The 14,597-nt window shown below is 35.6% G+C and carries 7 protein-coding genes; 4 read left to right on the forward strand and 3 right to left on the reverse strand.

All coding sequences use genetic code 11. From position 1 onward, the window contains the following. Positions 1–201 precede the first annotated feature (201 nt). Complete coding sequence (locus H8R22_RS04210) at positions 202–1,023, reverse strand: helix-turn-helix domain-containing protein (protein ID WP_187008782.1); 822 nt, start codon at positions 1,021–1,023, stop codon at positions 202–204. Between the two features lie 284 nt (positions 1,024–1,307). Between H8R22_RS04210 and H8R22_RS04215 the strand changes: the two genes are divergently transcribed. Both H8R22_RS04215 and H8R22_RS04220 read left to right on the forward strand, forming a co-directional pair. Continuing rightward, positions 1,308–2,654 (forward strand): deoxyguanosinetriphosphate triphosphohydrolase, encoded by a 1,347-nt coding sequence (locus H8R22_RS04215; protein ID WP_187008781.1) that lies wholly within the window; start codon positions 1,308–1,310, stop codon positions 2,652–2,654. Between the two features lie 107 nt (positions 2,655–2,761). Then, positions 2,762–5,437, forward strand: a complete 2,676-nt coding sequence (locus H8R22_RS04220; RefSeq protein WP_187008780.1) for a T9SS-dependent M36 family metallopeptidase — start codon at positions 2,762–2,764, stop codon at positions 5,435–5,437. 57 nt (positions 5,438–5,494) lie between these two features. Here the strand turns inward: H8R22_RS04220 and H8R22_RS04225 are convergent, their stop codons facing one another. Both H8R22_RS04225 and H8R22_RS04230 read right to left on the reverse strand, forming a co-directional pair. Further along, entirely contained in the window at positions 5,495–6,463 is a 969-nt protein-coding gene (locus H8R22_RS04225; RefSeq protein ID WP_187008779.1) for a DUF3078 domain-containing protein, read from the reverse strand. Between the two features lie 31 nt (positions 6,464–6,494). After that, positions 6,495–8,270, reverse strand: a complete 1,776-nt coding sequence (locus H8R22_RS04230; protein WP_187008778.1) for a 1-deoxy-D-xylulose-5-phosphate synthase — start codon at positions 8,268–8,270, stop codon at positions 6,495–6,497. Between the two features lie 38 nt (positions 8,271–8,308). Here H8R22_RS04230 and H8R22_RS04235 point away from each other — a divergent pair, with 38 nt between their 5' ends. Both H8R22_RS04235 and H8R22_RS04240 read left to right on the forward strand, forming a co-directional pair. Beyond that, positions 8,309–8,749 carry a nucleoside deaminase gene (locus tag H8R22_RS04235; RefSeq protein WP_187008777.1) on the forward strand — a complete coding sequence of 147 codons (441 nt, stop codon included), beginning with the start codon at positions 8,309–8,311 and terminating at the stop codon, positions 8,747–8,749. A gap of 136 nt (positions 8,750–8,885) precedes the next feature. Next, on the forward strand, positions 8,886–14,555 hold the full coding sequence (locus H8R22_RS04240) for an alpha-2-macroglobulin family protein (protein ID WP_187008776.1): 5,670 nt from the start codon (positions 8,886–8,888) through the stop codon (positions 14,553–14,555). Positions 14,556–14,597 lie beyond the last annotated feature (42 nt).

Below are 14,597 nucleotides of genomic sequence, written 5' to 3' on the forward strand. Positions count from 1 at the left end.
AAATCTAACAGTCAGTTCGAGCGGAGTCGAGAACCAGTATTGGATCTCGACTCCGCTCGATATGACAAAATCGAGATATAAAAGATAATTGTCACTGAACATCACAATCACCCTAGCCCGGATAAAAGCGGCATCCTTTTATACTGGGGTTCAGTATAAAAGATAGAGCGGATAGCCGGATTAGCTCCAGAGTAATATAAATTAGATTTCCTTCTTGAAATCAGATGGAGAAATGCCGGCTGCTTTCTTGAAAAACCGGCTGAAGGATTGAATGTCTTCGTAGCCTATTTCATAAGCAATCTCTTTGATGCTCTTGTCTGAGTAACGCAATAGCCGACGCGCTTCGAGGATCGTGCGATCTTGAATGATTTGTAAAGGTGATTTTTCGTTGTACTTTTTGAATAAATTCGATAAAGTTTTCGGACTTTTATTCAGCATTTCGGCATAATCAGCGACTTGGTGCTTGGTTTTGAAATGGCTTTCGACTAAGTAGTTGTACTCTCGTACAATGTCCAACTGTTTTTTATCAAAAGTGGTTAGCTCCGTTTGCTCTTTGTAAACGCGGGTACATAAAATGAGTAGGCGTTTTAGCATCATTTGTAGCATATCGTTTTGCAAATCGTCTTTAGAAACCATTTCGATGGTGAACATTTTCCAAAGGATTTCGAATTTCTCTAGCTCGGTTGCTGGAATAGCGATTTTTGGAAATTGAGACGCACCAAAAAATAAAATTCCCTTACATCCTACCTCGCTGTCGTGATCTGCAATGCAGTAAAACGCTCTGTTGAACCGAATTAATCTTGCAGTATTTATGCTTAAAATTTCTACTTTATGGTACTCCGTTAAAAACAAAACCGAATTAGTAGGGAAACTATATTCGATACCATCTACTTTAATTTTTAATTCGTCTAAAGCCCAAATTACGCTCAAACCGTCTGTGATCTTTTCTTTAAGTAAATCACAATTTGTATTATCAATTTCGGCTAAACGTATGAATTCATTGAGTTGACCTGTATACAGCATAGATGGTTTTTAAATGTGAAATTCCCCCTGTTGGAAGTAAAGTTTTTTAGAAAAAGTAGTTAACAATTTATAGGTACTTACGATTTTTAAAAATTTTAGCTTTGAAAGCTATTTAACGAATAATGTCAACTCTTAAACTTATGGTTTATAAAATTATGAAAGACAAAGATAGGCCGTTTTAGCGTAATTGTTTGCTTGATAATAAACAGGAAAGCTATTTTATCTTATTGCTATTTCTTTATCTTTGAAAATTAGTCCAATTATTCAAATTTGAAAAAAACAGCATGAACTGGGAACAACTTTTATCACTAAAACGCCAAGGCGACACAAGTAAACGATTACGTATTGAGCAAGATGATACCCGTTTAGGGTTTGAAGTAGATTATGATCGTATTATTTTCTCGGCAGCTTTTAGAAGTTTACAAGATAAAACCCAAGTAATCCCTTTGTCAAAAACCGACTTTGTGCACACGCGTTTGACACATAGTTTAGAAGTTTCTGTAGTGGGAAGGTCTTTAGGAAGGCTAGTTGGTAAGAAAATAATCGAGAAATATCCCCATTTACAAGAAATTCATGGATATCAGATGAATGATTTTGGAGCTATCGTAGCTGCGGCTTCACTGGCGCATGATATTGGGAACCCCCCATTTGGTCACTCTGGTGAAAAAGCAATTGGAGAATATTTTTCTATTGGTAATGGCAAGAAGTATAAAGAACAACTCACTGCCAAAGAATGGCAAGATTTAATTGATTTTGAAGGTAATGCCAATGGTTTTACTGTTTTGACGGGAAGCCGACCTGGAATTGAAGGAGGGCTTCGCATTTCATACGCCACCCTGGGCGCTTTTATGAAGTATCCAAAAGAAAGTTTACCAAAGAAACCGACCAACAATATTACTGATAAAAAGTATGGTTTTTTTCAAATTGACAAGCAATTTTTTCAAGAAGCGGCTACTGATATGGGATTGATTCCAAATAAAAAGGAGGGTAATATAGGATACGAAAGACATCCTTTAGCTTATTTAGTAGAAGCAGCAGATGATATTTGCTATACTATTATTGATTTTGAAGATGGAATTAATCTAGGTCTAGTTTCTGAGGATTTTGCCTTAGAGTATTTAATTAAATTAGTAAAGGATAATATTGGTACCTCTAAGTATCAAACTTTAGAAACAAAAGAAGATCGTATTAGTTACTTGCGCGCATTGGCAATTGGTAGCCTTATTAATGATGCAGTCAAAGTTTTTATTGACAATGAAGAAGCTATTTTAGCAGGCAAGTTTCCTTTTGCATTAATGGATAAAAGTAAGTATAAAGCGCAGATGGATGATATTATTAAAATTAGTGTTAATAATATATACCAAAGTAGAGAGGTAATCGAAAAGGAGATTGTGGGTTATCAGATCATCCAGACGTTACTTGATAAATTTATTACGGCCTTTGATAACAAATACAATGGTACGGCGTCTAATTACGATGCATTAATCTTAAAACTCCTTCCGGAGAAACATCAGATCGAAAAAGGAAATCTATACGAAAGACTACTTCATATTTGTCATTACATCTCATTACTCACTGATGGTAATGCTTTAGAGCTGTACGAGACCATTAATGGGAAGAAGAAGAATTAATGATTTTTTAAAATATTTTAAAAATCAATTTATTTTTTGTTGTTAAATGCTATTGTAATTAGTAAATTCGTTTTTTTTAATAAATATTGTTACATATTAGTCGGCTTATGAAGAAAATTACTCTAATTGCCTTTTTATTAATTTCTATCTTATCATTCTCTCAATCTAATAAGGAGGTAATTCAAAACTATTTAAATTCAAATACTGCAAAATTTGGACTTTCTAAAAATGACGTGCAGGAGTGGATAATTCAAAGTGAGGGTAATTCATCTTCTACCAATATAGAAAGTTGCTATGTTATTCAAACCTATAATGGTATCGAAATATTTAGGGCGGTTTCTAATTTTTCAATTAAAGATAAACATGTACTTAACACTCAAAACAAATTTATTAGTAATGTTTCGAGAAAAATTAATGCAGAGAAACCGCTGTTGACAGCTACTGATGCGCTGTCGAAAGCTTATTTACAATTAGGAATCACCAATACAAATTCTGCGTCTGCGGTTGAGAAAGTTAGTGAATATAAATACAAAATAAGTAACATGATAGCCAATCATGAGCCAACAGAAGCTAACTTGGTGTACCATCAATCAGTAGAAAATAATTTAATTTTAGCTTGGGATTTAACTGTTGAAACACCAGCTCATGACCATATGTGGAGTGTGCGAATTGATGCCTTAACAGGGGTCATATTAGAAAAAAATGATTTGGTTATTTCTTGTCAATTTGATAGAGAAGTAGTTTTACTCAATGAAAATAAAAACGCTTTCTCAACTTTTAATTCTTTTGACAGTTCCTATAAACAATTGTTTTCATCAGCCGCTACAACCGTGGTTGGCGGTGGGACTTATAGAGTGATTCCATTTAATTTTGAGAGTCCTAATCATAGTAATACACAACTTATTACTAATCCAGCAAATAGCATAGCTTCTCCTTACGGATGGCATGATATTAATGGTGTGGCTGGGGCCGATTATACGATAACTCGTGGAAATAATGTATGGGCTAAAGATGATTTTTTTGGATCTAACCTAGACGATGGTTCGAGCCCAGACGGAGGGCAGAGTTTGTTGTTTGATTTTCCTTATGGAGGAACAGGCGTTGCGGCATCATCCTATATTAATGCTGCAAATACAAATTTGTTTTACATGAACAATATCATGCATGATGTTTGGTACCAATATGGCTTTACAGAGGCGAATGGTAATTTTCAACAAAATAACTATGGACGAGGAGGGACAGCTTCTGATTATGTAAATGCAGAAGCACAAGATGGTTCATTAGCTACTGAAGTTAGTTTAAATAACGCAAATTTCTCTTCTCCTAGAGATGGAAGTCGAGGTAGGATGCAAATGTTTTTATGGAATAGAAGTTCTCAAATCAAGCCTTTGATTGTGAACTCTCCTTCAAGTATAGCTGGGAGTTATGTTGCTACTCAAAACTCCTTTAGTCCAGGACGTGTAGATTTACCGGTGACGCCACAATTTTTGCAATCTGATTTAGTCTTGTATCTAGATAGTTCAGGCGGAACCTCTCAAGCGTGTGTTTTGCCGAGCAATCCTGAAGCAATGAATGGAAAAATAGTAATATTAAGAAGGGGTAATTGTCCCTTTGTTGATAAAGTTAAAGCCGCTCAAAATGCTGGTGCGATAGCAGTTATTGTTGTCAATAGTGATCAAACTAATATTACGATGTCAGGAGCTGATGCTACAATAGTTATACCAGCTATTAGTGTAACCAATACTATAGGGGAAAGTTTAATCTCTCTAATGAAAACTGAGATTGTGAATTTAAAACTTCAATTAGAATCTTCGCCTTTTATCAATAGTGACGGTGATTTCGATAATGGAATCATTTCACATGAATATGGACATGGAATTTCGACTCGTTTAGCAGGAGGTCGTTTAAATTCTAATTGCTTAGACAATACAGATCAAATGGGTGAAGGCTGGTCTGATTGGTTTGCTTTAATGATGCAGTTAAAACCGGGAGATACTGGTGCTTTGAAAAGAGGTATTGGTACGTTTGTTTCTTCTCAGTCCACAGATGGTTTAGGAATAAGGAGTTATGTTTACTCAACAGATAGAGCGTTGAATCCTATGACCTATGCTTTTACAAATAATTTTCAATATGTAGATGAGGATGATAAAGTGCAAACGTCAGTACATGGAGTTGGGTCTGTGTGGGCGACTATGTTATGGGATTTAACTTGGGCCTATATCAATAAATATGGTTACGATGATAATAAATATACTGGAACGGGAGGTAACAACAAAATTATGCAACTCGTTATTGATGGTTTGAAATTGATGCCTTGTAGTCCAACATTTGTTACGGCAAGAGATGCAATAATTGCTGCTGATCAAGCTACTACCGGTGGTAGAGATTTTTGTATGATATGGGATGTCTTTGCTTCGCGAGGATTAGGCATAAATGCATCAGCAGGGGATGGAAATGTTGGAAATGATCAAGTGGAGGATTATACAAGACCTGTTGCAGGAGCTAATTGTTCTACCTTAGGCACTAATGAATTCGATAGTGAAGATGTAATGAAAGTATATCCAAATCCAACTAATGGTTTACTCAATGTTCGAATCAGTAAATATTTTGGAAATGTAGATATACAATTAATTGATATAACGGGTAAACAAGTTTATAGCGCTATTAAAGTTGAATTTAACGGTCAAAAGAGTATAGATTTAAGTAGTGTCAATCCAGGAATCTATCTTCTTAAAGTTAAAGGAGATTCTTTGAATTTTGTCGAAAAGATAATTTTGAATTAGGATCATTAAAGTTTAGATAAAAAAAGTCGGTTTGCATTTATTGCAAACCGACTTTTTTTAAAATTGATAAAGAAGGCCAACTCCTAACATTTGTTTAAGCTGTGTTTTAGGGCCAAGAGTTACTTGTTCACCATCAATGTTTTTCTTAGCTTTAATGTCGTCGTCGTATATCACGTGAATGCCGATACTAGTTCTTATGTATTCGTTAACTACTAAATCAAAAGCAACATTGTAATCCACATCGATGTTACCAAAATTATTGATGTAATCAGAATAGAGACTTAAACGATTTTCAACTATTACATTTTTTATAATTTGTTTTTTGTAATAACCGGTTAATAAAAATCCTAGTTCTATCTTGGACTTTTCACCCTCTATAATTAATATTCCGTTACTATCATAGATTCCTTTTACAACTCCAAATGCTCCCTGATTAGCTAAACTTTGATCTAGTACGAAAGTCATTTTAGAGGTAAAGGGTGATAGGTATAATAATTCATCCTTCTTTTGAGAGGCATATTCAGCTCCTAATCCTAAAAAGACGTAAGCAGGTGCAAAGGGCTTTGATATTGATTTTTCGGTATTAGGGTATGCGTATCCGTTGGTGAATTGGGTGTTAAAATTAAATTTTGCGGTGTGATACCAATTGGATAAAGTGTCTTTTCGATATCCAAATGCAGAGCTGAACTGAAAAACATCATCTGATTTTCTTAGTTCAATACCGTCTTGTTTGTTTAAACCATAACGCATAATTAATTCATTAGACCAGTTGTAATTATCAGTATTGTAATTACGGTTGAATTTTGTTTTAAGTAACCCAGAAACGGAACTCGTTCCTCCTGCATTCCAATTAACAAATGCAATTTCACTTATATCAAATCCTACTTGATTCTTTTTAGTCCAATGAGATACGGTATCTTTTGGTTTTTTTAATGAGCCCTCTAAAGTGGTAATGATTTTTTGAGAGAAGATGTTGGATGTAAAAAGTAATAAGATAAAAAGTGAATTTAAGGTGGTGAATTTCATTATGGCTCTTTTATATTAGCGGCTTAAAATATTAATTTATATTATTTAGAAAAAGAATCTCTAGACTACTAACGTCTATTTTGCAAAATTGTTGCTGCTCGAGAACAGTTCCTTGGTCTATAAATGTATCAGGAATGCCAAGTATAGTAATTTTTGACTTGTAGTTATGGTTAGTTGCAAATTCAGCTATAGCACTACCAAATCCTCCTTTTATAGTTCCGTCTTCGATAGTAATTATCTGTTTAAATTGATTGAATATGAGATGCAGCTCTTTCTCATCTAATGGTTTTACAAATGCAAAATCATAATGGGCTATTGTCTTTGGCTGACCTAATTTAGCAAGTGCAGCGGTTACATTTTTACCAATAGGTCCATTAGATAGTACAGCTGTCTCACTTCCGGATTTTAAACAATTTGCCTGACCGATTACAATTTCTTTATACGGTTTTTCCCATTCAATAGTAACTCCTCTGCCCCGTGGATATCTTATCGCAATTGGGTTTTTTAATCCTAATTGGGCTGTATATAAAATATTACGTAATTCTATTTCGTTTAGTGGAGAGTAGATGACTAAATTAGGAATGCATCTTAAATAAGCAATATCATACACTCCATGATGTGTAGCGCCATCCTCGCCTACAAGACCAGCGCGATCCAAACAAAAAATCACAGGTAGATTTTGTAGTGCGACATCGTGTATCACTTGATCGTAAGCTCTTTGTAAAAAAGTAGAGTAGATATTGCAGTACACAACCATTCCTTGTGTGGCCATTCCTGCGGCAAGAGTGACCGCATGTTGCTCAGCTATACCTACGTCAAAGGCGCGGTCAGGTAAAGCTTCTATCATAAATTTTAGTGAACTGCCCGAAGGCATTGCTGGAGTTATCCCAATAATATCTTTATTTTTTTTGGCTAAGTCTAGTACGGTCAAGCCAAAAACATCTTGGTATTTTGGAGGAAGATTCTCTTCCGATCTAGAGTGGATTTCTCCGGATTTAGCATCGAATTTTCCAGGTGCGTGGTATTTTACTTGGTCTTTTTCCGCTTGCTTTAAACCCTTTCCTTTTGTAGTTATAACGTGAAGGAATTTAGGTCCTTTTAATTTTTGTAAACGTTTTAATTCTTTTATCACCGCATGAATATCATGTCCGTCAATAGGTCCTGAGTAATCAAAATTCAATGATTTCATCATATTGTTCTGTCTTGGATTCTTTCCGTTTTTGACAGCAGTTAGGTACTCTTTTAAAGCGCCTACACTTGGATCAATGCCAATTGCATTGTCGTTAAGAATAACTAATAAGTTGGCGTTAGTGACACCAGCATGGTTTAGACCTTCAAATGCCATTCCTGATGCGATTGAGGCATCGCCTATTACAGCAATATGTTGTTTTTCAAAATTTCCTTTTAAGTTGGACGCGATCGCCATTCCTAAAGCTGCCGATATTGAAGTTGAGGAGTGGCCTACGCCAAAAGCATCATACTCACTTTCACTTCTTTTTGGAAATCCAGAGATTCCGTTTAATTGTCGGTTGGTGTCAAAGTTTTCTCTGCGGCCCGTTAGTATTTTATGTCCGTATGCTTGATGACCAACATCCCAAACAAGTAAATCAGCAGGTGTATTGAAAACATAATGTAAAGCAATGGTAAGTTCTATAACACCCAAGCTGGCTCCAAGGTGTCCCTCTTTTACGGATACGATATCAATTATAAATTCACGTAATTCCTGCGATAGTTGTATTAACTGATCTTCCTTTAGAAGACGCAAATCTATGGGACTATTTATGTTGGAAAGTAAATTTTGTGACATACCACAAATGTACGAATTGAATACTGTATTTTTGTTTTATGGAAAATATTTTTACTGACGAATACTTCATGAAAAAAGCGTTGCAAGAAGCTGAAATGGCTTTTGAAAAAGGGGAAATCCCTGTTGGAGCGATTGTAGTTGTCAATAATACAATTATTGCAAGAAGTCACAATCTAACGGAAATGCTAAATGATGTTACCGCTCACGCTGAAATGCAATCGATAACCGCTGCGGCAAATTTTCTAGGTGGAAAATATTTGAAAGATTGTACATTATACGTTACACTTGAGCCTTGTCAAATGTGCGCTGGCGCTTTGTATTGGAGTCAAATTTCTAAAATTGTTTTTGGTGCTACCGATGTTCATCGCGGTTATGAAAAAATGGGGACTCAACTACATCCTAAAACAACTGTGATAAGAGGTGTTTTGGCTGAAGAAGCAGCTGATTTGATGAAACGTTTCTTCGCGTCCAGAAGATAAAAAGTTTGCTGCGAACTTTATTTTCAGATCTTATAATAAAAATAGTACATTTACTTTTGATGAAATTAAGCTAATTTTACAAGAAGTCTGATCAGTTTTGTTAGTTATATTTTTTAACTTTTTAAAAGTAATATATATGAAAAGTAAAGGATTAGTTGCCATGCTGTCTTTGTTTTTATTATTCCAAGGATGTTCTAAAAAGTCAGCTTCTGATTTTGATTCTGACTTCTCTCTATTTAAAGAATTTATCAGCAATTTTACTGGAGGAATTGTATCAGCACAATCAGACATTCGTGTCGTTCTTGCTTTTAATAAAAAGGAATGGAAAGTAAATCAGGTTTTGGATGATGATTTATTTGACATTTCGCCTAGCGTCGATGGAAAAGTAGTAGCGCTCTCAGCTAATACAATTGCATTTATCCCAAAAGAGAAATTAAAACAAAATACAGAATATCAGGTTACCCTTCATTTATCAAAGATAATAGAGACTGAGAAACACCTTTCTGAATTTAATTTTACAGTAAAAACTATAAAGCAAAATTACATTGTTGTTACAAACGATATTCAGTCCTATAGTAAAGAATCTCAATTTTTAAATTGTGTGTTAAAAACAGCAGATGTTGTTAATTTAGAGTCGGCTATAAAGCTGGTTTCTGCCCAACAAAACGGAAGCAATCTCCCAATTAAGTTTGATAGAACAGTTCGTTCTGGAACAGAATTTAAATTTGTAATTGATAAAATTCAACGTTTAAGCGCAGAAAGCAAAGTAGCAATCCATTTTGACGAAAGTGTGCTTGATGCTGAAGAAAAAGAAGCAGTTGAATATACTATTGCTGCAAAAGGGTATTTTAAAATAATGAAAGTTGATGTTCCAGAAGGAAACAATCAAATGATGACAATCAATTTTTCTGAACCACTTCGCAAGAATCAAGATTTTAGTGGTTTGGTTTCTATTGAAAATGCTCGAAATTTAAAATTCAGTACCGATGGTAATGTATTAAAGGTCTTTTTTAATAATCAAACGGCAGCGAGTCCTAAAAAGTTGGTCGAAGAAACTGTTGAAGAAGTAGAAGCAGTAGATGGTGCTGCCGTGGAAGCTGCAGATACGGATAGTGTTGCATCAGTTGTTGCGCCCCCTGTGGTAGAGTATGTAGAGCCTGATGTGGTTACACAGCAAGTGTTAACAGGAGAATTATTAGTTGAAGTTTTTCAAGGAATCGAGAGTATTTATGGTCAAAAAATGCAGGAGAGTTACACGACAAAAATATCATTCGATCAGGTAAAACCAGGCGTTCGTTTTGTGAAAAACGGAACTATTTTACCGAGTTCTAATAATCTGAAATTAAATTTTGAAGCAGCAAACTTAAGAGCAGTAGACGTAAAAGTATATAAAATTTATTCGAATAATATTCTTCAATTTCTTCAGGATAACCAAATTAATGGAAGCCAGAATTTAAGAAGAGTTAGTCAGCCGATAGCCAAAACAACCATAAATTTAAAAGAAAATTCACTTGTAAATACAAGTAAGTGGAATACTTATGCTTTAGATCTCTCTCAAATTATTACGCCAGAACCAGGTGCGATTTATAGAGTGGAATTTTCATTCAAGAAAGCATATTCTTTATACAAGTGCGGTAATTCAAATTTAAATGAAGAACCGGAGGAGGAGCCAGAAGAAATAGATGAGGACGATGTGAATTACAGTGACTCTTCTTCCTATGATGATTATTATTATGAAAATTATAATTGGGACGAAAGAGAGGATCCTTGCTCCAATTCGTATTATTACAATAGGACGGCAGGAACTAATATTCTAGCATCAGACTTAGGAGTGATCGCCAAGCGCGGACGAGATAAATCGTATTTCTTTGCCGTAAACAATATTGTGACGACGGTTCCAGTGAGTGGTGCGAAGGTCGAATTATACAGCTATCAACAACAAAAATTAGCTACAGGAAATACAGATAGCGATGGAATCGCTAATTTTAAATTAAACAAGTTCGCCTACTTTGCAATTGTAACAGAAGGTAAAAGCGCTACTTATATTAAACTAGACGACGGTACATCGTTGTCGGTTAGCAATTTTGATGTTGCTGGAGAAACTTTGCAGAAAGGTTTAAAAGGATACATTTACGGGGAGAGAGGCGTATGGCGTCCAGGTGATGATTTGTTTTTATCATTTATTCTAAATGATGCCGCAAACAAATTGCCAGAGTCACATCCTATAAAACTAAGACTTTCGGACCCTAATGGGAAAGTGGTTTATCAGAAGGTACAAAAGTCGAATGAGCTCAATCATTATGTTTTTAATGTTAAGACTGATCCAAATGCACCAACTGGAAATTGGGAAGCTATGGTTAGTGTGGGTGGTGCCCGATTTTATAAAAGCGTAAAGATTGAAACGATCAAGCCCAATCGTTTACGAATCAAAAATAGTTTTAAAAGAGCGCTACTTTCATCTTCTTATCCTAATAATAGCAATCTAGAAGTTACTTGGCTTCATGGTGCTATCGCTAGAAATTTAACGGTCGAAATGCAGGCTAAGTTTTCGCAACAAACGACTACTTTCAAAAATTATCCAAAGTACATTTTTGATGATTTAGTGCGCAAATTTAATACAGAGGAAATTAATATTTTCTCAGGTAAAGTTGATGAGTATGGTAGAGCTTCGGTAAATATCCAACCTAAATTAAATGAACAAGCTCCAGGGATGCTGCGCGCCTCTTTTATCACCAAAGTATATGAAGAAGGTGGTGATTTTAGCACTGATGTGATTTCGACAACTTATTCTCCGTACAAAGTTTATGTAGGGTTAAAATCTCCAGAGCCTAATAAATATGGAACATTAGAAACAGGAAAAAACAACCGATTTGAGGTGGTGACTGTCGATGAAAACGGAAAACCGAGATCCGTACGAGACCTTGAAGTAAAAATATTTAAGGTCGAATGGAGATGGTGGTGGGATGCCTCAGAGGATAATTTATCCAATTATAATTCGTCTAATTCAACTACTTCGTATAAAACAATTTATATAAATACTGACTCCAATGGTAAAGGTAACTTTCAATTTGCAGTTGATGAGAATGATTGGGGAAGGTATTTAGTACGTGTTGCTGATGAAAATGGCGGACATGCAACAGCACAAACGGTTTTAATCGACTGGCCCATTTGGTCAGGAAAAACGCGAAATACCGATGCTTCGTCGGCTAGCATGTTGGTTTTTTCGACCAATAAAAAAAATTACGCCGTAGGTGAGAAAGCGGAGATTTCTTTTCCTTCAAGTGAAGGTGGAAGAGCTCTGATTTCGATCGAAAATGGAACAAAAGTGGTTCAAACACTTTGGGCTGTAACTAGAAAAGGAGAAACCAAAGTAGAAATTCCTATTACCTCTGCGATGGCTCCTAATGTCTTTTTTAATATCACTTTATTGCAACCGCATGCAACCACTAAAAATGATTCACCTATTAGAATGTACGGAATCGTTCCAATCGAAGTGGTGGATAAAAATACGATTCTGACACCAAAAATTGCGATGCCAGCAGTTCTAAAACCTGAACAAGAATTTAATGTTCAAGTAAGTGAGCAGTCAGGAAAAGCAATGACATATTCAATCGCTGTTGTCGATGAGGGACTACTAGATTTAACCCGATTTAAAACGCCAAATACTTGGGATAGTTTTTACAGTCGCGAGGCGCTTGGAGTAAAAACTTGGGATGTTTATGACGACGTTATTGGCGCTTACGGAGGTAAAGTAAATCAGATTTTTAGTATTGGTGGAGATCAAGATTTAGGAGGCGGAAAGGCTAAAAAGGCTAATCGTTTCAAACCAGTGGTCGTTTATCTTGGTCCTTTTCAGTTGCCAAAGGGAGCTACAAAAACGCATAAAATAAAATTACCAAAATATATAGGGTCGGTAAGAACAATGGTTGTTGCTGGGGATTCAAACTCTAGCGCTTATGGAAGTGTCGAGAAATCGACTCCTGTCCGCAGTCCCTTGATGGTTTTGGCTTCTTTACCAAGAAAAATTTCTCCATCTGAAAAAGTGACCATTCCAGTTACGGTTTTTGCGATGGAAAAAAACATAAAAAATGTAAAGGTCGAAATAAAAACAAATAATGGACTAAGAGTTATAGGGACAAGAACGCAAAACGTAAGTTTTGCGAACCCAGACGAAAAAATGACTTATTTCAATTTAGAAGTAGGGCAAAGCACAGGTATTGGAAAAGTAACAATTACAGCAGTTTCTGGAAATGAAAGAGCGTCTTACGATGTGGATATTGACATGACAAACCCTAACCCGATAACTAATACTTATAAAGATGTCGTTTTAGAGCCAAATAGTTCTAAAACAATTTCTTGGAAAACCTTTGGTGTAGCAGGAAGTAATAAGGCAAAACTGGAAGTTTCTTCTATGCCTACGATCGATTTTAGTCGAAGATTGCAATACCTAGTAGGATATCCGCATGGTTGTGTAGAGCAAACGACGTCGTCTGTATTTCCTCAACTGTATTTAAATGATGTGGTTGACGTTGATGCGGGTCGTCAGCAGTCGATTCAAAGAAATGTAACGGCTGGAATTACGCGATTAGGTGGCTTTCAGTTGGCAAATGGAGGATTGCCTTACTGGCCAGGCAATGTTGTTGCTGATGATTGGGGAACTTCTTATGCGGGACATTTTTTAATTGAGGCTGAGAAAAAAGGATATGTCTTACCTATTAACTTTAAATCAAAGTGGATTTCGTACCAACAAAGAGAAGCGAAACAATGGCGCTTTTCACCGCAGTATGGCAATGATTTGGCGCAAGCATACCGCTTGTATACCTTGGCGTTGGCAGGCGCTCCAGATTTGTCTTCAATGAATAGATTGAGAGAGACAGCGAATATTTCTAACGAAAGCAAACTTCGTTTGGCTGCGGCTTATGCTTTAGTAGGTCAAAAATCGGCGGGTGTTTCCTTATTACTGAAAACGACTATAGACGAAGAAAGTACAAGCTATGGTCGCTACTATTATTACGGATCAAGTGAGAGAAACCAGGCGATGACTTTAGAAACTTTATTATCATTGGGCTTAAAGGCAAAGGCATTTGGTGTAGCAAATAAATTAGCTAAGAAAATGGCAAGCGATCAATGGATGAGCACACAAACTACTGCTTATTGTTTGCTTGCGATGTCTAAGTTTGCTCAAAATAACGGAACTAAGGGAATTGCGGTACAGTTTAGAAAAGACGGAAGAGCCCAGACTATTAAAACAGCGAAGTCTATTGCAAATCGCTCTTTGACTGTTAGAACAGGTAATAACACAATGACTTTGACGAATACAAAGGACAACACAATTTATGTTAGAGTTTTAAATAGTGGTATTTTACCTATTGGTGAGGAACAAGTTTTACAGAATAATTTATCAGCATCAATACGTTTTAAAAATAGAAAAGGTGTTGTTATTGATGTGAGTAAAATTAATCAAGGAACGGAGTTTGTTGCAGAAATAAACATTCGAAATTTAAAAAATGAGCGCATAGAAAATGTAGCATTGTCACAAATTTTACCCTCTGGATTCGAAATTGTAAATACACGATTCACAGATTATGGTGACGCTATTAATAATGTTGCGGATTATATTGATATACGTGATGATCGAACGAACTTTTATTTTGGGCTTAAAGCCAATGAAAATAAAACATTCAGAGTGTTGCTAAATGCTTCTTATTTGGGATTGTACTATTTGCCAGGCTTGCAATGTGAAGCGATGTATGATAATACATTTTTAGCTAGAACAAAAGGGCAGTGGGTTGAGGTTGTGAAATAATTATAATGTAACCTAGCATTTGTAAAGACTGTTGGGTGTTTT

This window comes from Flavobacterium kayseriense (genome assembly GCF_014305095.1).
In the GTDB taxonomy this organism is placed as follows: Bacteria; Bacteroidota; Bacteroidia; order Flavobacteriales; family Flavobacteriaceae; genus Flavobacterium; species Flavobacterium kayseriense.